This window comes from Aquabacterium sp. (genome assembly GCF_036273115.1).
Classification (GTDB): domain Bacteria; phylum Pseudomonadota; class Gammaproteobacteria; order Burkholderiales; family Burkholderiaceae_C; genus Aquabacterium.
The window spans coordinates 78956-97780 of sequence record NZ_DASUIN010000024.1; the positions used below are offsets into that span (position 1 = coordinate 78956).

Annotated in this window: 20 protein-coding genes; 10 read left to right on the plus strand and 10 right to left on the minus strand. The window is 60.5% G+C overall.

Annotated features, from left to right (window positions below; all coding sequences use genetic code 11):
- Positions 1-25: 25 nt before the first annotated feature.
- The 4 genes from VFW72_RS10550 to VFW72_RS10565 all read left to right on the plus strand — a co-directional run bounded on the left by VFW72_RS10550 (position 26) and on the right by VFW72_RS10565 (position 2548).
- Positions 26-583 carry a peroxiredoxin gene (locus VFW72_RS10550; RefSeq protein WP_329674255.1) on the plus strand — a complete coding sequence of 186 codons (558 nt, stop codon included), beginning with the start codon at positions 26-28 and terminating at the stop codon, positions 581-583.
- A 27-nt stretch (positions 584-610) separates the two neighbouring features.
- Positions 611-1387, plus strand: coding sequence for a peroxide stress protein YaaA (gene yaaA / locus VFW72_RS10555; RefSeq protein ID WP_329674256.1), 777 nt, complete (start codon positions 611-613; stop codon positions 1385-1387).
- A 17-nt stretch (positions 1388-1404) separates the two neighbouring features.
- Complete coding sequence (locus VFW72_RS10560) at positions 1405-2244, plus strand: 2OG-Fe(II) oxygenase (protein ID WP_329674257.1); 840 nt, start codon at positions 1405-1407, stop codon at positions 2242-2244.
- A gap of 118 nt (positions 2245-2362) precedes the next feature.
- Positions 2363-2548: a hypothetical protein gene (locus VFW72_RS10565; RefSeq protein WP_329674258.1), complete on the plus strand. Its 186-nt coding sequence runs from the start codon at positions 2363-2365 to the stop codon at positions 2546-2548.
- Between the two features lie 103 nt (positions 2549-2651).
- Here VFW72_RS10565 and VFW72_RS10570 read toward each other — a convergent pair whose 3' ends face one another.
- Positions 2652-4013 carry a DEAD/DEAH box helicase gene (locus VFW72_RS10570; protein ID WP_329674259.1) on the minus strand — a complete coding sequence of 454 codons (1362 nt, stop codon included), beginning with the start codon at positions 4011-4013 and terminating at the stop codon, positions 2652-2654.
- Between the two features lie 296 nt (positions 4014-4309).
- Here VFW72_RS10570 and dnaX point away from each other — a divergent pair, with 296 nt between their 5' ends.
- From dnaX to VFW72_RS10590, 4 genes are read left to right on the plus strand one after another with little or no spacing between them, the layout of a single operon-like run.
- Complete coding sequence (gene dnaX / locus VFW72_RS10575) at positions 4310-6355, plus strand: DNA polymerase III subunit gamma/tau (protein WP_329674260.1); 2046 nt, start codon at positions 4310-4312, stop codon at positions 6353-6355.
- A gap of 49 nt (positions 6356-6404) precedes the next feature.
- Positions 6405-6731 carry a YbaB/EbfC family nucleoid-associated protein gene (locus VFW72_RS10580; protein ID WP_329674261.1) on the plus strand — a complete coding sequence of 109 codons (327 nt, stop codon included), beginning with the start codon at positions 6405-6407 and terminating at the stop codon, positions 6729-6731.
- A 22-nt stretch (positions 6732-6753) separates the two neighbouring features.
- On the plus strand, positions 6754-7341 hold the full coding sequence (gene recR / locus VFW72_RS10585) for a recombination mediator RecR (protein WP_329674262.1): 588 nt from the start codon (positions 6754-6756) through the stop codon (positions 7339-7341).
- 15 nt (positions 7342-7356) lie between these two features.
- Positions 7357-7749 (plus strand): MAPEG family protein, encoded by a 393-nt coding sequence (locus VFW72_RS10590; protein ID WP_329674263.1) that lies wholly within the window; start codon positions 7357-7359, stop codon positions 7747-7749.
- 81 nt (positions 7750-7830) lie between these two features.
- On the opposite strand, the gene VFW72_RS10595 is transcribed toward VFW72_RS10590, so the two are convergent.
- Complete coding sequence (locus VFW72_RS10595) at positions 7831-9534, minus strand: transglycosylase SLT domain-containing protein (RefSeq protein WP_329674264.1); 1704 nt, start codon at positions 9532-9534, stop codon at positions 7831-7833.
- A 2-nt stretch (positions 9535-9536) separates the two neighbouring features.
- A complete protein-coding gene (gloB, locus tag VFW72_RS10600; protein WP_329674265.1) occupies positions 9537-10316 on the minus strand; it encodes a hydroxyacylglutathione hydrolase in 780 nt (259 codons plus the stop codon).
- Here gloB and VFW72_RS10605 point away from each other — a divergent pair.
- Both VFW72_RS10605 and rnhA read left to right on the plus strand, forming a co-directional pair.
- A complete protein-coding gene (locus VFW72_RS10605; RefSeq protein WP_329674266.1) occupies positions 10315-11163 on the plus strand; it encodes a class I SAM-dependent methyltransferase in 849 nt (282 codons plus the stop codon). The two genes, gloB and VFW72_RS10605, sit on opposite strands and share 2 nt — an antisense overlap.
- An 11-nt stretch (positions 11164-11174) precedes the next feature.
- Positions 11175-11609: a ribonuclease HI gene (rnhA, locus tag VFW72_RS10610; RefSeq protein WP_329674362.1), complete on the plus strand. Its 435-nt coding sequence runs from the start codon at positions 11175-11177 to the stop codon at positions 11607-11609.
- Positions 11610-11627: 18 nt separating this feature from the next.
- Here the strand turns inward: rnhA and VFW72_RS10615 are convergent, their stop codons facing one another.
- From VFW72_RS10615 to dapE, 7 genes are all read right to left on the minus strand, one after another.
- The gene (locus tag VFW72_RS10615) at positions 11628-12176 is read right to left on the minus strand and encodes a GNAT family N-acetyltransferase (RefSeq protein WP_329674267.1); all 549 of its coding nucleotides are present in this window, start codon (positions 12174-12176) and stop codon (positions 11628-11630) included.
- Entirely contained in the window at positions 12163-12762 is a 600-nt protein-coding gene (gene mobA, locus VFW72_RS10620; protein ID WP_329674268.1) for a molybdenum cofactor guanylyltransferase MobA, read from the minus strand. Before mobA ends, VFW72_RS10615 begins: the two co-directional genes overlap by 14 nt.
- 6 nt (positions 12763-12768) lie before the next feature.
- Positions 12769-13836: a GTP 3',8-cyclase MoaA gene (gene moaA, locus VFW72_RS10625; RefSeq protein ID WP_329674269.1), complete on the minus strand. Its 1068-nt coding sequence runs from the start codon at positions 13834-13836 to the stop codon at positions 12769-12771.
- Between the two features lie 5 nt (positions 13837-13841).
- The gene (locus VFW72_RS10630; protein WP_414638790.1) at positions 13842-14651 is read right to left on the minus strand and encodes a C40 family peptidase; all 810 of its coding nucleotides are present in this window, start codon (positions 14649-14651) and stop codon (positions 13842-13844) included.
- Between the two features lie 132 nt (positions 14652-14783).
- A complete protein-coding gene (locus VFW72_RS10635; protein ID WP_329674270.1) occupies positions 14784-16766 on the minus strand; it encodes an ABC-F family ATP-binding cassette domain-containing protein in 1983 nt (660 codons plus the stop codon).
- Complete coding sequence (prmB, locus tag VFW72_RS10640; RefSeq protein ID WP_329674271.1) at positions 16763-17665, minus strand: 50S ribosomal protein L3 N(5)-glutamine methyltransferase; 903 nt, start codon at positions 17663-17665, stop codon at positions 16763-16765. The genes VFW72_RS10635 and prmB overlap by 4 nt, the downstream gene beginning before the upstream one ends.
- The gene (gene dapE, locus VFW72_RS10645) at positions 17662-18816 is read right to left on the minus strand and encodes a succinyl-diaminopimelate desuccinylase (RefSeq protein ID WP_329674272.1); all 1155 of its coding nucleotides are present in this window, start codon (positions 18814-18816) and stop codon (positions 17662-17664) included. The genes prmB and dapE overlap by 4 nt, the downstream gene beginning before the upstream one ends.
- Between the last annotated feature and the right edge of the window lie 9 nt (positions 18817-18825).

The window sequence follows — 18825 nt, forward strand, 5'->3', positions numbered from 1 at the left end:
GGTCTTGGCAGATTCAGGAGAAAGCATGAAAACCGTTGGCGACAAGCTTGAGCCGTTCAAGGTGGTGGGCGTCAAACCCGGCTTCAATGAGTTCATGGAGCACGGCAAGTCGGCGTTTGAAGACATCACTGAGCAAAGTTTTCCCGGCAAGTGGAAGGTGATCTACTTCTACCCCAAGGATTTCACCTTCGTGTGCCCCACTGAAATCGTCGGCTTTGACAAGTTGACCAAGGCGTTTTCCGACCATGACGCCGTGCTGATGGGCGGTTCGACCGACAACGAATTCAGCAAGCTGGGCTGGCGCCGTGAGCACCCCGAGCTCAGCCGTTTGAGTCACTACAGCTTTGCCGACCAAGGCGGTGCGCTGCCTGCGCTGGTCGATCAACTGGGTGTGCGCGATCGCGAAGCCGGTGTGGCCCTGCGTGCGACCTTCATTGTTGACCCAGACAACGTCATTCGCCACGTGTCCGTGAATACGCTCAACGTCGGCCGCAATCCTGAGGAAGTTCTCCGTGTTCTGGATGGGTTGCAAACCGGTGAGTTGTGCCCCAGTAACCGAGCTGTGGGTGGCGAAACGCTTTGATTGTCAGACGCTAGGATTTTCGCGCCCATGTTGTTTTTGTTGTCGCCCGCCAAGAGTCTGGATTACGACACCCCGGCTCATGTTTCCAAGCACACGCTGCCGCAGTTCATTGAGGAGTCTGCTGCCCTGATTGATGTGCTGCGGCCCTACACGCCAGCCCAGATTGCCTCGCTGATGGATCTCAGTGATCCCTTGGCCACGCTCAATGTGGCGCGGTATGCGGCCTGGAGCCCCCAGTTCTCGGCTTCCAACAGCAAGCAAGCCATCCTTGCATTCAACGGCGATGTCTACGAGGGACTGGATGCCCGCAGCTTGTCAGCCGCCGACCTTGACTGGGCTCAGGAGCACGTGGCCATGCTCAGCGGTCTGTATGGCATCTTGCGCCCACTCGACTGGATGCAACCCTACCGGCTCGAAATGGGCACCAAGTTGACCAATCCACGAGGCAAAGACCTGTATGCGTGGTGGGGTGATCGCTTGGTCGACCACCTCCACACGCAGTTGGCCGCGCAGCACGACGATGTCATCGTGAACCTGGCCTCGCAAGAGTATTTCAAGGCCGTCAAACGCAAGAGTCTCAAGGCGCGCGTGGTGGAGTGCGTGTTTGAAGACTGGAAGGGCGGGGCCTGGAAGGTCATCAGTTTCCACGCCAAACGGGCGCGAGGCCTGATGGCCCGGCATGCCATTCAGACCCGAGCAAAGAAGGTGGAGACGCTTCTGTCTTTCAACGCCGAGGGGTACGCTTACGATGCGGCGGCTTCCGAGCCGAACCGCCTGGTGTTCAGGCGGCGTTTGGCCGATTGATCCGAGTGGAGGGCAACATGACAGTTCGCCAGGAAATCACCCCGGAACTGCGTCAATGGATCATTGACCAGGCCACCGCAGGGCACAGTGTTCCCTCTGTGCTCGAAGCGATGAAAGCCAGTGGTTGGGACGAAGAGGTTGCCTTGCAAGCCGTTGAGGAAACGCTGGCGGCCGAGGTGGCGCGTCGCCAGCTTTCGGAGTCAAAGGTGCCAGACGTCGTGGGGGCGCCCGATGCGTCTTTCGTCTGGGCTCACGATAAGCAGGTCAAGGTGTTGTTGCGCCTGAAACATCCGAAGGTCGTGGTGTTTGGTGACTTCCTCTCGGCTGAAGAGTGCGAGGCCTTGAAGCAGGAAGCCAGCAGCCGTTTGGCGAGGTCAGAAACTGTTCAAAACGCCAGCGGTGGGAACGAGGTCAACGAAGCGCGCACCAGCCAGGGCATGTTCTTTCGGCGTGGCGAGAGTGAGTTGTGTCAGCGCATTGAAGCGCGCATTGCCGCGCTGGTGAACTGGCCGGTAGAAAACGGCGAGGGCATTCAAGTCCTGCGTTATGCGCCTGGAGCCGAATACAAACCCCATTACGACTATTTCGACCCAGACCAACCCGGTACGGCCTCCATTTTGAAGCGAGGCGGGCAGCGGGTGGGAACCGTGGTGATGTACCTCAACACGCCTGAGCAAGGTGGGGCAACCGTATTCCCCGATATTGGCCTAGACGTGCACGCGGTTCAAGGCAATGCGGTGTTCTTCGCCTATGGTGTTCCGACACCGGCCACCTTGACGCTGCACGGCGGTGCTCCGGTGGTGCAAGGCGAGAAATGGGTGGCGACGAAATGGATGCGTGAGCGCGCATTCGAATGATTGCAAAATTTTTTTGAAATCCTGTCAACGCGATCATTTTCGACTCCGTTAAGGGAGTACAGGCTTGCTGGAGCAAGTCTGAAAACCAACCAAGTTATTTATTTTTGGAGTCATTTCCATGAAAAAGCTGATTGCTGCCCTGGTCGCTTCGATGTTTGCTGTTGGCGCTTTTGCCGCTGAAGCCGCTGCTCCTGCTGCTGCCTCCGCTCCTGCCGCTTCGGCTCCTGCTGCTGCCAAGAAGCACGCCAAGAAGGCTCACAAGGCCAAGAAGGCTGAAGCTGCTGCGTCCGCTGCCTCCAAGTAATTTCTCGCTTGGCGCGTGAGGCGAGCTGGCAACGGCTTGCCTCCGAAACAAAAAGCCCGACATCGTTTGATGCCGGGCTTTTTTCTTGGATCGACGTGATGTATCAGGGCCGTGCGGAACGGGGTTTGCCCTGCGCTTGCTGTTGAGGCCGACGTCCCCCTGGCTGGCCTGGGCGCGAAGACGGACGCTGTTGGCCGTTGCCTGCCGCTCTCGGCGCATTGTTTCCTTGTCCGCCGCCAGATCGACCGCCACCCGAGCGCTGAGTCGCTCCGCCATGCAGCACGCGTCGGCCCAGTTGAATGGGTTCGGCCTTGGCATTCGGATCGGGTTCGAAACCGGAGACCACCTCACGGGGGATGCTGCGCTTGATCAGCTTTTCGATGTCGGCCAGGAAGCCTTCTTCGTCAATACACACCAGCGACACAGCCTCGCCTTCGGCGCCAGCACGGCCTGTGCGACCAATGCGATGCACGTAGTCTTCGGGAACGTTGGGCAACTCGTAATTGACCACATGGGGCAATTGGTCGATGTCGATACCGCGCGCAGCGATGTCGGTGGCTACCAGGGCTTGCAACTCGCCAGACTTGAACTCGCTCAGAGCCTTGGTCCGGGCACTTTGGCTCTTGTTGCCATGGATGGCCATCGCGGTGACACCTTGCTTGTTCAGGAACTCAACCAGGCGGTTGGCGCCGTGCTTCATGCGGGTGAACACAAGAACCTGATGCCAGTCGTTGCTCTTGATCAGGTGGGTCAGCAGTTCCTTTTTCTTGTCGCGGTCGACAGGGAACACCTTCTGGCCAATGGTGTCGGCGGTGGCGTTGCGACGCGCCACTTCGATGACCTTGGGGTGGTCGAGCAGTCGCTCAGCCAGGGCCTTGATGTCATCAGAGAACGTGGCCGAAAACAACAGGCTTTGCTTTTGTTTGGGCAAGACCGCCAGCACACGACGAATGTCGTGAATGAAGCCCATGTCGAGCATGCGATCGGCTTCGTCGAGCACGAAGTACTCGACCTGAGACAGGTCAACCGTTCCCTGCTGATGGTGGTCCAGCAGGCGGCCAGGCGTGGCCACCAGAATGTCGACACCACGACGCAGAGCGTCGATTTGTGGGTTCATGCCGACGCCGCCGAAAATGACCAGAGAACGCAGAGGCAGATATTTGCCGTAACTGCGAACACATTCTTCAACCTGTGCGGCCAGTTCACGTGTGGGCGTGAGGATCAAGGCACGAACCGGGCGTTTGGCGCCGGCGCCATTTTTCTCAAGCTGTAGCGCCAGTTTGTGAAGCAGGGGCAAGGTAAAACCGGCGGTCTTGCCGGTGCCGGTTTGTGCGCCGGCGAGAAGATCTCCGCCAGAGAGAACGGCGGGAATGGCTTGAGCCTGAATGGGGGTGGGCTCGGTATAACCCACCTCATGAATGGCTTTTAGCAGGGGTGGAATCAACCCCAGGGATTCGAAAGACATGACTGCTGGCCCAATGAAGGTTTTTAGCGGCGACTGCACTCACCTGTCCGGGCCTGGAGTGGATGAGTCAACCGCATGAGAGTCGGCCGGCTGCGATCTGTCGAAGCCACCGCGGGTCCATGCGAAACATTGCATGGAATTCCGAAATTGTAGGTCTGAGGTCTGGTATTTCCTAGCTTTTCGGCCACGTATCAACTCGGGGTGGCAAATGATAGCGTAACAATATGTATCTTAATTTGTCTGATCAGTCAGATGTCTGCCAGATCGGACGCTCGCCAGCCTCTAGAATCATGGCGATGAGTTCCATGGTTCTTGCTCGTAAATATCGGCCGCGCGGTTTTGACAGCATGGTGGGTCAGGGGCACGTTGTGCAGGCCTTGACCAACGCCTTGATTCAACAGCGTCTCCACCACGCCTATTTGTTCACCGGAACACGCGGGGTGGGGAAGACGACCGTGTCCCGCATTCTGGCGAAATCGCTGAACTGTGTGGGGCCGGATGGAGAGGGCACCATCACGCCACACCCTTGCGGGCAATGCCAGCCTTGCCGCGACATCGATGCAGGTCGCTTTGTGGACTATGTCGAGTTGGACGCCGCTTCAAACCGGGGGGTCGAAGAGATTTCTCAGTTGCTTGAGCAAGCGGTTTACAAGCCGGTGGTAGGCCGATTCAAGGTCTACATGATCGACGAAGTGCACATGCTGTCGAACACGGCATTCAATGCCATGCTCAAGACGCTTGAGGAGCCGCCCGAGTATTTGAAGTTCGTCCTGGCGACCACCGACCCGCAGAAGGTACCGGTCACCGTGCTGTCGCGTTGCCTGCAGTTCAACCTGCGGCCGATGGCGGCTCAGACCGTATTCGAGCATTTGCAGAATGTGCTGAAGGAAGAGCACATCGAGTTTGATCTCGGGGCCTTGCGCCTGCTGTCGCGGGCTGCCCGTGGCTCCATGCGCGATGCCATGTCCTTGTCCGATCAGGCCATTGCCTTTGGGGGGGGACGGCTCGAAGAGGGCACGGTGCGACAGATGCTGGGCTCAGTGGATCGGCAGCACGTGCAACGTATCATCGAAGCCGTGGCGGCAGGCGATGGCGCTGGTCTGGTTGCGGCGGTCGATGCACTGCGTGATCTCGGGCTGTCGGCAAGTGGCACCTTGGAAGAGTTGGCCACAGCACTGCAGCGTATGGCGGTGATTCAGGCGGTGCCTGATACGCCAGCCCAGGATGACCCCGACTCATTGGTCTGGCAAAACCTGGCGCCGCTGCTGGCCCCGGACGAAACGCAGTTGTTTTACAGCTTGTGCCTACAAGGGCGCGCCGAGCTGAGCCTTGCTCCCGACGAGTACAGCGGGTTGCTGATGCTGCTGCTGCGGCTCCTGGCTTTCAAGCCCTCTGCCGCGGAAGGGCAGTCGCGCCCAAAAGCTGAGGGCTCGACCCGGCCGGTGAGCCAGGTCGGGCCCCAAAGCCAGGTACCTCAGTCCTCGCCGGTATCGGCCCGCCAGCAACCGGTCCACCCAGAGCCAGTGGCGCATGCCCCTGCGCATCGGGGCCATGGCGTTGCAAGCGTTGCGACGGAGCCTGCCGCGCCCCGTCTGGCGCCAGCACCCGTTCGCGCCGATTCGACGCAGCCGCAGGCACGGCCTGAGCAGATGGGGCAAGCGGCCCATGTGACCTCCAAGGGACGTGATTCTGTGCCGCCTTGGGAAGACGCCCCGCCTCATTCAGCTGGGTCGACCTCGCCCTCGGCAGAGCCCGATGGCGAGCCTGACTATTTGCGCGATGTGCCGGTGTTCGAGGAGGCTGCTGGTGATGCGGCTCCCATGCCTGGCGATCAACCTTCTGGCGAAGGTGAGGCGGCCCCCGTCCGTGCCCTTGCGAAGCCGCAGGGCTACGTTCCTGCGCTGGCCGAGGGGCTAGGCGTTCGACTGCCGACCGAACCCGATCCTTTGTCTGACCGTTGGGCCGCGCTGGTGGCTCAATTGCAAGCCAAGGGTTTGATCGCCGCGCTGGTGCGTGAGTTGGCCATGCAGGCCCAATGCATTGGGCAAAGGGAAGAGGCGGGCAGCAGCCATTGGGTGCTGCGGGTCGAACGAGAAAGCCTGCGAACCGACTCTCAACGCGACAGGTTGACCCAGGCCATGACCCAATTGCTGGGGCACGCTGTCGTACTGGAACTGGTGCCTGGTGTGGCCGTTAACACGCCCGCTCAACGCGATCAGGCCGCACGTGAGGCGCTACAGCGCCAGGCCGAACAACTCATCACAACCGATCCCCTGGTCACTCGCTTGTTGGATCAGTATCCCGGCGCTCGGATTGTTCCCAACTCCATTCGGCCACTGTGAATCAGTGGCGACCATTTCACCATCTCGTTTTTGACGGAAAGGATTCAAGATGCTCAAAGGACAACTCGCTGGCTTGATGAAGCAAGCCCAGCAAATGCAGGACAACCTCAAGCGTGCTCAGGAGGAACTGGGCAACATTGAGGTGGAAGGCCAATCGGGCGCAGGCCTGGTCAAGGTCGTGATGACCTGCAAGAACGATGTCAAGCGTGTCACCATCGACCCCAGCTTGCTGGCCGATGACAAGGACATGCTGGAAGATCTGGTGGCCGCCGCGTTCAATGACGCCGTGCGTCGCGCAGAGGCCACCTCGCAGGAAAAGATGGGCAAGCTCACGGCTGGCTTGCCTTTGCCTCCCGGCATGAAGTTCCCATTCTGATTGGCTCAGGCAGAGGCAATTCATGGCTGACGCGTTGCTGGATGGCTTGATCGACGCTTTGCGGTGCTTGCCGGGCGTTGGGCAGAAGTCTGCGCAGCGCATGGCCTTTCATTTGCTGCAGCACGACCGATCTGGTGCTTTGCATCTGGCCCAGGCTTTGCGCGAGGCGGTGGAGGAGGTTGGGCATTGTCAGAAGTGTCATACCTTCAGCCGCCAGCCTGTTTGCGATGTATGTCTGGACGTAGACCGTGACCCGCACTTGCTGTGTGTGGTCGAAACGCCAGCAGACCAAGCAGCCCTGGAGCGGACGGGGAGCTACAAAGGACAGTACTTTGTGCTGATGGGGCGCCTGAGTCCGCTAGATGGCGTCGGTGTGCGTGACATCGGCATCGGTGCCTTGATGGAGCGGGTCTCTGACGGCTTGGTTGAGGAGGTCATTCTGGCCACCAACTTCACCGCAGAAGGAGAGGCCACAGCCCATGTTCTGAGTGAGCAACTCAAGGCGCGTGGCATCAAGGTGACCCGTCTGGCCCGTGGTGTACCGGTGGGCAGTGAACTTGAGTATGTCGATTTGGGTACCATCGCTCATGCGTTCATGGATAGACGCTGATACAAAGGAGACAAGATGACTATTGCAAACTGGTGCGTCGTTGCTGCGGCGGTGCTCCCCATTCTGACGGTTGGCATGGCCAAGGCGAGCTCTCGTGGCTCGCGCAAGAATGGTGGCTATGACAACAACAATCCGCGCCAATGGGAAGAAAAGCTGCAAGGCTGGAAACAGCGTGCGGTGGCGGCGCAGAACAACGGGTTTGAGGCCTTGCCGCTGTTTGCGGCTGCCGTGCTGATGGCACAGCAAGCGCATGCCGATCAGTCACGCATTGACCAATTGGCGCTGGGCTTCATCGTGGTTCGCCTGGTCTATGTGGCGTTGTACCTGAAGGACCTGGCCACGCTGCGCAGTCTGGTTTGGGCCATTGGCTTGGGCATCAGCATCACGCTGGTGGCCATGGCGGCCTGAGCCAAGCCGGCGAGTTCTGAACCAAGCAAAAGGGGCGCTTTACAGCGCCCCTTTCTTTTGTTCGTTTGAACGCAATCAGGTTCAGCGGGCGCTCGCCACGCGCACCCGAGCATTCATGCGAGGGGCTGGCGCTGCACGGCCCTTGCTGCGAGTAGGGGCAGGTGACGCTTTGGCTACCCGGGCCACCACGCGTTGTTTTGCTGCCGGGGCCGAAGCCTTGGCCAAAACTGGCTTGTTGGCAACGTAAACCACAATGGTCTGACCTTTCTTGAACGTGGCGGAGGCGCTCACCTTGTTCCAGTCGGCGACCTGTTGCGGTTTCACCCGATAGCGCTTGGCGATCATGGCAACGGTGTCGCGCTTGCCGGCTTTGAGCGTCATCCGCTTGAGCGGCGGGACATCCGGTGCCAGCGCCATCATGGCGTTGTCAGCGACCGATTCGGACACGTCTTGTGTGCGATGTTGAGAGCGCGGAACCAGCAGGGCCGAGCCAGCTTTCACCAACATTTTGGGTGGAATATGGTTCACCTCACGCAGGGTCGATTCATTCATGCCCACTTCGCGAGCGGCGTCGGCAGGGCGCATGGTGCGAGGCACCACCCAAGCAGTCCAGCTTGCCAGAGGGCCTTTGTGCTCGGCCAGATTGTGGGCAAAGAGGCTGGCGTTGTCGTAGGGTAGGAGCACCTGTGGTGTACCTGCGGCCAGGATAACGGGCTTGTTCATAGAGGGGTTCAAGGCCTTGAACTCGTCAATCGGCAAACCAGCCAGACGGGAGGCCAATGCTGCATCGATGTCGCGTTGAATGGGAACGCTGACAAAGTAGGGGTGGTTTTCAATCGGGGTCAAAGTCAGACCGTAGACCTCGGGGCGGGCGATGATGTTACGCACCGCATGCAGCTTGGGCACGTAGTTGCGTGTCTCCGCCGGCATGTTGATGCTCAGGTAGTCGGTCGGCAGACCTGCGCGCTGGTTCTTGTTGATGGCGCGCTGAACATTGCCTTCGCCCCAGTTGTAGGCAGCCAAGGCCAGGTGCCAATCGTTGAACTGGTTGTACAGACGTTGGAGGTAATCAAGCGCTGCACGGGTAGAGGCCAGCACATCGCGGCGATCATCGCGGAACAGATTCTGTTTGAGTTCGAAGTCCTTGCCGGTTGCGGGCATGAACTGCCACATGCCCGAGGCGCGTGCCGAGGACATGGCCTGTGGGTTGAAGGCACTTTCAATGAATGGCAGCAAGGCCAACTCGGTTGGCATCTTGCGGCGCTGAATTTCCTCAACGACGTGGAACAGGTAGCGGCTGGCGCGGCCTGTCATTCTTTGAACATAGTCGGGGCGATTCGCATACCACTGAACGTGATCAGCCACCAAAGGCGATTGCAGTTCTGGCAAGCCATACCCCAGTCGAATGCGAGCCCAGAGGTCTTGATTCGCGCTCAGGTCTGACAAATCGAGGGATGCGTCCGGGCGAAGCGGGTCGGTTGGGGTGCCGATGGCCTCGGCGGGGTTGCCATCATCGCTGTCGATAGCTTGCACCGAAGTGGCCGCAGCTGAGGTCACGCCACGGTCAATGCGTGTGCTGGCAGGTGCCGCTGCGGGAGGAGCCTGGCGCACGATGGCTTCGGGATCCAGGGACGTGGCCACCGGGCGCTGGGCGGCGCCGGCAGAAAGGGTCGACAACTTCAGAGAGTGTGCCGAGGCGAAGGTGGGGGCGGGTGGCTTGGGGTTTGCGCAGCCCATGAGGTAGACGCTGCTGACCAAGGCAGCCGGTAGCCAGATTCGTTTCATGCTCAGAACGTGTTTTTCCAAGATCGCAGGGCCAGAAACACATCCAAAGCGCTTTCGGATGCTGCTCCGTGTTGCAACGCTGCTTGCTTGATTTGTTTTTCCGTCAAACGTAGAAAAGGATTGATCTGGCGCTCGACGGACAAAGTGGTAGGAAGGGTCGGCATCAGCCGGCCGCGTAAATTCGTACAGTGGGCAAAATAGTCCTCTCGCAACGGGTTGTCGGGCTCTGCAGCTCTCGAGAAAGCCAGATTGCTCAAGGTGTATTCATGCGCAGGACATATTTTAGTTTGTTCAGGCAGATGTGCCAATCGATTCAAACTGAAATACAGGGATTCAGGTTCGCCGTCAAAGACGCGACCGCAGCCTGCAGAAAATAAGGTATCGCCGCAAAATAGAACAGACTCGGTTTGATTTTCGAGACTCAGGTTGCGGCACCAAAACGAGATGTGTTCTCGGGTGTGCCCAGGCGTTTCCAAAACTTCGAAGACGGCCTCTCCAAAAGCCAGCGAATCGCCCTCGGTGACGGCGGTAGCAGACAAGTCGCGAGCCAGACTGGTCGGCGCGTAGATGGGGCCGTTCAAGTGTGGTCGCAGGGCATCAAGTCCCGCAATGTGATCCGCATGTCGATGGGTCACTAGAATGGTGACCAAATTCAGTTCACGCTGCTGCAGCGCCTGAATGACGACCGAGGCTTCACCCGGATCGACCACCAGGGCATCGTGCCCGTTGTGGAGCATCCAGATGTAATTGTCGGTGTATGCGGGTAAGGCCAGTAATTCCATGACAAAAGTCGCTCCGATTATAGAGTTGCACCCCTGGTTGGCCTTGCCGCCAGGCCAGGCCTTGCTTGAGTGGGAGCAAGCTCAGTTCGATCGCCTCGTGGCCGATGTGTTTGGGTTTCATGCCATTCAGTTGGGCTTGCCCGAGCTGGATGGACTTCGAACCAATCGCATGCAGCACCGCTGGTTGGCGCTCGATGCCAGTTACGACGACTGGATGGTAACGAGCGAAGACGTGGTCAGGCGTAACTTGTTGCTAGGGAATGTAGACCAGGTTGATACCGGGGCATTGTTGAGCTTGCGCTGCGACTTTGAGTCCTTGCCTTTTCCCAGCAACAGCCTGGATCTGGTTGTGCTGCCTCATGCGCTGGAATTGGCTCATGATCCCCACCGAACCTTGCGCGAGGTGGAGCGTGTTCTCGTGCCCGAAGGCAAGGTGGTGATTTCGTGTTTCAACCCGGCCAGTCTGTGGGGAATGTATCAACGGTTGGGGCAGTGGGGCATGAACAAGTCTGCGGTGTTGCCTCAAGGCGAGTTCATTGCCCACTGGCGCTTGCGGGATTGGTTGCGGTTACTCGACCTGGAGGTGGCTGGCGGCGGCTTTGGTTGCTATCGTCCCTTTGTGACCAATGAGTCGTGGTGGACGCGACTGAGATGGATGGAGTCGGCTGGGGAGCGCTGGTGGCCCGTATTGGGCTCGGTGTATTTTCTGGTCGCGGTCAAGCGCGTGCGTGGCATGCGTCTGGTCGGAAAAATCAAGAAGGCGCGCCTGAACAAGGCGCCAGCACCCGCCGTGGTGGCCCAGCGGCACCAACGTCAGGGTGTGACCCAACAGGATGTAAACGGATGACAGAAACAAAGATGCCCTCGGTGACGATCTATACCGATGGTGCATGCAAGGGCAACCCTGGTCGCGGCGGTTGGGGCGTGTGGATGATCAGTGGCACACACCAGAAAGAGATGTGGGGTGGCGAGCTGCAGACCACCAACAACCGCATGGAGCTCACGGCCGTGATTCAGGCCTTGACCTCACTGAAGCGCCGTTGCCAAGTGGTGATTTACACCGACAGCGAGTACGTGCGCAAAGGCATCACGGAATGGATTGGTGGCTGGAAGCGCCGCGGCTGGAAAACGGCCGACAACAAGCCGGTGAAAAATGCCGAGTTGTGGCAACAACTGGAAACGGCGGCCTCGGCTCACGATGTGGATTGGCGTTGGGTGCGCGGCCACGCCGGCGACCCCGGTAATGAAAAGGCCGACAGCCTGGCTAACCGGGGCGCAGAAGAGGCGCGCTGAACCGAGTCTGCTGATGCCTCAGAGCATCAGCACCATGGTGAGCTTGTCGAAGTAGCGCACCTGACCGGGGCCATCAACCAGGCGCAGGGCGTGAGGCACGATGCCGCAGGACTTGAAGCCCGCGTGCTCATACAGGCGGATGGCGCTGGAGCTGGATGTGCTGACCCGCAGAATGATCTGCTCCAGCCCAATGGCCTTGCGGGCTTCGGCAATGCAGGCTTCCATCAGCATGCGTCCGACGCCGTGGCCGGTGTGCGAGGGGCGCACCATCATGCTGTTGAGTTCGGCGCTGTGGCGCAGCTTTTGCAGCGATTGGCGCTCCAGACCGATCATGCCGACCATCTGGCGGTCCATCCAGGCGCCCAGCAGAAAGGAGCCCCCCAAAGGCTCGCCCAAACCGAGTCGTCCGATGAAGCTTTCGGGCGGGCGGGCTTGCTCGCTTTCAATGTCGGCATCGAATGCGTCGGGGTGCAGGCGCAAAGCCTCGTCACGCAGGGCTTTGTAGGCGCCCAGATCGGCCGGTGCAATACGGGCGATGCGAAGGCCGGAAAACTCAGACACGGCCATGCAAGGACTCCAGGGTGTTCATGTTGGCAAAAGCGGATCGGTCGTCAAAGGATACCTTGGTCCAGGACATGGATTGGATGAAACGCCCGACTTTGCGTTCACCTTTCACGAACTGGTCTACCAGTTTAGGATAAACCCGCTTGTGAATCAGGCTGCAGACCCAGTGAATGCGCTCTCCGCCATCTGGGTCGAAGGTTGCAGGCGTGGCAATGTCGGCCTGGGCTGCCGTTGCGGCCTTGAGCAGGCGAGCGACCAGGTCTGCCGGCAGGTGCGGGCTGTCGCAGGGGCAGACCATGATCCAGTCGTCAGGGGCCATCGCAAGTCCAGTCAGGATGCCAGCCAGTGGGCCGCTGTTTTCTGGCCATTGAGAATCGTCAGGCCAGATATTCCGGGCTGACAGCAAGTCTTCATATTGGGCTCGATGGCGGTTGGCGCTGATGCCAAGCCAATCGACCTGTGGTCGCAGCGCGTCAATGACCCACTGCGCCAGAGGGTGCCCTTGATAGAGCTGGAGACCTTTGTCCAGCCCGCCCATGCGTTGGCCCTGGCCGCCAGCCAGCAGCCATCCAGATACTGTGCTTGGCATGCGGGCTCAGCCTCCGATGTAGCTCATTTCAATCCGCTTGGTCTCAAGCGGTTGTATGGGAATGATGCGCGAGGCCTGCGTGAGCTGGCTGCGCAACTGTGAGTATTGGTCAATGCGCGCGTGCCACACCCCGGTCATGGCCTCGACCAAACCCTCGTCGGTGAGGCCCGAGCGCATGAGTGCTCGCAAATCAAACCCTTGGCTGGCAAACAGGCAGGTGTAGAGCTTGCCTTCGGTCGACAGCCGAATCCGATTGCAGTCGCCACAGAAGGCCTGGGTGACACTGGAAATGAAGCCAACCCGACCTTGACCGTCGGCATAGTCCCATTCTTCGGCGGTGATGCCGGGCGGCGCATCAGATCTCGCCACCAAGGGGAACTCGGAATGGATGCGTGCTTGAACTTCGGAAGAGGGCACCACGTGTTGCTGCTGCCAACCGTTGGTCGAGCCCACATCCATGTATTCGATGAAACGCAACTCGATGCCAGTTCCGCGGAAATGCCGGGCCATGGGCAGAACTTGGTGCTCGTTCACGCCTCGCTGTACCACCATATTGACTTTGAGTGGAGCCAGCCCGGCACGCTGTGCGGCTTCAATGCCCGCCAGCACGTCATGCACATGCCAATCGCTATCCGACATGCGCTGAAATGTGGGGTCGTCCAATGCATCCAGGCTGACGGTGACACGCTTGAGTCCGGCGTTCTTCAGGCTGTGAGCCTTGCGCGGAAGAAGGATGCCATTGGTCGTCAGCGTCAGGTCAACTTCCTGGCCGTCTGGGGTGCGCAGCTGAGCGAGTTGCTCGACCAAGGCTTCCAAGTCTTTGCGCAGCAAGGGCTCTCCGCCGGTGAGGCGAATTTTTCTGACTCCGGTTTGGACCAGCAGCTCTGCCACACGGCTGATCTCCTCGAAGCTCAGCACGTCTTTGTGGGGCAGGTAGGCGTGGTCAGGCCCGAACACCTCGCGCGGCATGCAGTAGGTGCAGCGGAAATTGCACCGGTCGGTGACGGAGATGCGTAGATCCCGCAGGGGGCGTGAGAGCTGATCGAAAAGCACGGGAAGAGACGAGGCAGACAACAGCGTTATTGTTGCGCCTGCGAGGTCTTTGTGCTGTTAGCCCCATTGTTTTGACGGGCATTGATGCTCGGAGCGCGGCGGGCGCCGTCAAAACGCTTTTGCCAGTAGGCTTCGCGGATGTCTTCCACGCGCACGGAGCCGCCCGCACGCGGGGAGTGGATGAACTTGTTGTCCCCCACGTAAATGCCGACGTGCGAAAACGTGTGGCGCAAGGTGTTGAAGAACACCAGATCTCCTGGCTTGAGTTCGTTGCGGGAGACCGGAACCAGGTCAGGCGAATTGGCCTGCTCGATGGCGCGTCGGGGCAGGATCAGGCCTACCGAGTTCTCAAAGACGTGGCGAGTGAAGCCGCTGCAATCAAACCCGGTTTCTGCCGATTCCCCGCCTCGGCGGTACTTCACGCCGAGAAAATCCATGGCGGAAGTGACCAGCCGGGAGGCCATGTCAGAGGCTTTGTCGCGCACCTGTTGGGCCAACTCGTACACGGGGGTGGTGTCAAGTAGCCCCTTTTCAACCAGGAAACGGGATACGGGATCGTTAGCCAGCGGTGTGTTGGCGGCTGAATTGGCCGGAGCTGGAGGCCCCATCAGCTGCGCCGCCAGTGCTGCCGAACTGGCGGAAGGGCTGGGCTGGGGCACTTGCTGTGCGTGCGCTGAATGCAGCGCGCACGACAGGGTCAGGACTACGGTCAAGTGGCTGACGAGCGGGCGACTGACGTGGAACGCCTGCAAAAACCAATGCGAGTACGGACGCGACAGCGCCCACTCGCCAGTGGCGAGCTTGTGCAGGGGCGCGAGTAACTTCCTGTCGGGCATGGGGCGCAAGCGTAGGGTGCCAGTGGCAGCCCGTCAATCTCCAATCGGGTAACAGATGTCGAGCGTAGCACCGATTCCGGGGCATATTTCTCGGGGAAGTCGTGGGGGATGATTCCACGAAATTTGTGACTGTCAGGCGGAGGATGCTCCCAGCTGCTCGATCGCGTCGGTCAACTCCAGCCAGCGGTTTTCGAGTTCTTCCAGCTCGTCACCCAGCGATTTCAGCCGCTTTCCGAGTTCGGCATGCTGGGCACCAGACAGGCTACCGTCCAGCAGGGACTGGGTCAGTTGCTCCTGTTCCTGGGTGGCGGCCGCCATGCGCTCGTCGACCTTTTTGAGCTCGGCCTTGAGTGGCTTGGCCTGTTCGGCAATGCGCTGACGGGCTTGAGCTTGCGCTTTGCGGTCTTCTCTGCGGTTGCCCCCGCCGTTGTCTGCAGAGGCGTCTGATGGTGTCGCCGCCTGCTTTTCGGCATCGCGGGCGGCCCGGGCCGCCAGGGCGACTTCACGGGCCTGCTCCTGAAGCCACCGCTGGTAGTCATCCAGGTCGCCATCGAAGGTGGACACAGCGCCCTTGGCCACCAGCCAGAACTCATCGCACACTTCGCGCAGCAAGGCGCGGTCGTGACTGACGAGCATGACGGTGCCTTCGAACTCGTTGAGCGCAATGCTCAACGCTTCGCGGGTGGTCAGGTCCAGGTGGTTGGTGGGTTCGTCCAGCAGCAGCAGGTTGGGGCGCTGCCAGACCACCAGGGCCAGCACCAGGCGGGCTTTTTCGCCGCCGCTGAATTGGCCCACGGGCTGCATGACCATGTCGCCGGTGAAGCGGAATCGGCCGAGGAAGTCGCGCAGTTCCTGCTCGCGGGCTTGGGGGCTGACTTGCTTGGCCAGACGAATCATGTGTGCCAAGGGCCCCTCGTCGGGGCGCAGCACGTCCAGTTCCTGCTGGGCGAAGTAGCCAATGCTCAGCCCCTTGCCTTCGGTGATCTGACCAGAGACCGGCGCCATCATGTGGGCCAATGTCTTGACCAGGGTCGATTTACCTTGGCCATTGGCTCCCAGGATGCCGATGCGTTGGCCAGGCAGAACCGAGCGGTTGATGCCGGACACAATGGTCAACGGCGGCTGTTCGCTTCTTTCATAGCCACAAGCCAGCTCTTTGAGTGAGAGCATGGGGTTGGGCAGGCTTTCGGGGGCGGGGAACTCGAATTCAAAGTCACTCGCCGTCAGCACCGGGGCCAGCTTTTCCATGCGCTCCAGGGCCTTGACCCGGCTCTGCGCCTGTTTGGCCTTGCTGGCCTTGGCCTTGAAGCGGGCGATGAACTTGTTCAGGTGCGCAATGCGATCCTGTTGTTTGTCGTAAGCGGCTTGCTGTTGACTCATGCGTTCGGCACGCATGGCCTCGAATGCGGTGTAGCCACCGGTGTAGCGGGTCAGTTTGCCGTCGTCCAGGTGCAGGGTCACCTTGGTGATGGCATCGAGAAACTCGCGGTCGTGGCTGATGATCAGCAGGGTGCCTTCATAGCGCTGCAGCCAGCCTTCCAGCCAGACCAGGGCATCCAGGTCCAAGTGGTTGGTGGGTTCGTCCAGCAGCAACAGCTGGGCAGGGCACATCAGCGCCCGGGCCAGTTGCAAGCGCATGCGCCAGCCTCCCGAGAAGCTGTTGACCGGTGCCTCGGTTTGCTTGAGCTGGAAGCCCAGGCCCAGTAACAAAGCCTGTGCGCGTGCGGCCGCATCGAAATGCCCGGCTTCAGCCAGGGCTGCATGGGCTTCGGCCATGGCATGGCCATCGCCTGCGGCTTCGGCTGCGGCGAGGTCGCTGCGCGCTTTCATCAGCCGGGTGTCGCCCTGCAGCACAAATTCGGTGGCCGACTCATCGGTTTCCGGCATGTTTTGCGCCACTTCGGCCATGCCGCCGGGTTGCAGCCAGCTGGGGGGGATGTCCACATCGCCCGCGTCAGGGTGCAGGCGGCCAGCCAACAAGGAAAACAGCGAAGACTTGCCAGCACCGTTGCGGCCGATCAGGCCCACCTTTTCGCCTGGGTGAATGGTGGCGCTGGCGCCGTCCAGTACCGGTTTGACCCCACGCAGCAGGGTCACGTTCTTGAGCACGATCATGGCTGGGGTTCTTCAGTCTGGTGGTCCAGCAGCAGGGCTTCTCGGGTGACCAGCAGCAGTTGATCTGCGCCCGAAGTGGTCTCCAACCAAGTCACAGCCAGATCAGGAAAGGCTCGCTCGAAATGGTCTCGCTCGTTGCCGATCTCGAGAACCACCACGGCGTCTTCGCTCAGATAACGATCGGGGTCGGCACGCAATGCGGCAAACAGCTCGCGGGTGAAATCCATGCCATCTTCACCCGATGCGAGTGCCAATTCGGGCTCGGCGCGGTACTCGGCGGGCAAGGCCTGCATTGATTGGGCATTCACATAGGGTGGGTTGCACAAGATCAGGTCGTACGGGCCTTGAAGGGCCTTCAGGCCGTCGCTTTGCAGCAAAGTGATGCGGTCGGCCAGACCATGCTGATCGACGTTGATGCGCGCCACCGCCAGGGCGTCCGCGTTGATGTCGGCGGCGTCGACCACCACATCGGGATAGGCCATGGCGGCCAATACGGCCAGGCTGCCATTGCCGGTGCACAGGTCGAGCACGCGGTGGGTGCGGTCGCTGAGCCAGGCGTCGATGCTGCCATCGGCCAGCACCTCGGCAATGAAAGAGCGGGGCACGATGACGCGCTCGTCCACATAGAACGGCACGCCCTGAAGCCAGGCTTGTTGGGTCAGATAGGCGGCGGGCTTGCGCGTGCTGATGCGGGTCTCGATGAGTGACTGCACTGCAGCGACATCGGCGGCACTCACAGGCTGTTGTGCAAGCTCATCGAGGGCATCCAGGGGGTGGCCCAGCTTCCACAGCGTCAGCCAAGCGGCTTCGTCAAAAGCGTTGGTGGTGCCGTGTCCGAAGGCAACCTGGCCTTCGAGGCGCTGAGCGCCTTGTTCGATCAATGCGAGAACGGTGGTCACTTGAGCAGTCGCTCCAGGGTCTGGCGGTAGATGTTCATGAGCGGTTCGATGTCGGCCACGGCGACATGCTCGTCAATTTTGTGGATGGTGGCGTTGACCGGCCCGAATTCAACCACCTGAGGACAAATCTGGGCAATGAATCGGCCGTCAGATGTGCCGCCGGTGGTGGACAGTTCGGTCTCAATGCCCGTCACATCGGCGATGGCGGCAGCCAAGGCGTCGACCAGGGGGCCGCGGCGGGTCAGGAAAGGGCGCCCTCCCAAGGTCCAGTCGATGGTGAATTCGAGCCCGTGGCGGCGCAGCACCTCTTCCAGGCGGGACTGCAGCCCCTCCGGGGTGGATTCGGTCGAGAAGCGGAAGTTGAAATCAATCACCAGCTCGCCGGGGATCACGTTGTTTGCGCCGGTGCCTGCATGGATGTTGGACATCTGCCAGCTGGTGGGCGGGAAGTGGTCGTTGCCCTGGTCCCAGACAATCGAGGTCAACTCGGCCAGGGCGGGAGCCGCCTGGTGAATCGGGTTGCGAGCCAGATGCGGGTAGGCGATGTGACCCTGAACGCCTTTCACTCGCAGCTTGCCAGACAGTGACCCACGGCGCCCGTTCTTGATCATGTCGCCCACTTGCTTGACCGACGTGGGTTCACCCACGATGCAGGCGTCGAGGCGCTCGCCCTTTTGCTGCAGCCATTCGCACACTTTCACGGTGCCGTCGACCGACGGGCCTTCTTCGTCGCTGGTCAGCAAGAAGGCCACGCTGCCACGGTGGCCCGGATTGGCCGCCACAAACTCTTCGCACGCCACCACCATGGCTGCCAGCGAGGTTTTCATGTCGGCAGCGCCGCGGCCATAGAGCATGCCGTCACGGTAGCTGGGTGTGAACGGGTGGCTGGCCCAGTTTTCCAGTGGGCCGGTGGGCACCACATCGGTATGGCCCGCGAACACGAGTGTGGGGGCTGCGCCGCCGTGGTCCGTGCCGCGTCGGATGGCCCACAGGTTGGTCACCGGGGCGGCTTCAGGCCCGTAAACCAGGGTCGTGCATTCGAAACCCAAGGGCTTGAGGCGGGACGCGATGAGGTCCTGGCAGCCGCCATCTTCGGGTGTCACGGAGGCGCGAGAAATCAGCGCCTCGGTGAGGCGCACGGTAGCGGTCATGGCAGTCAG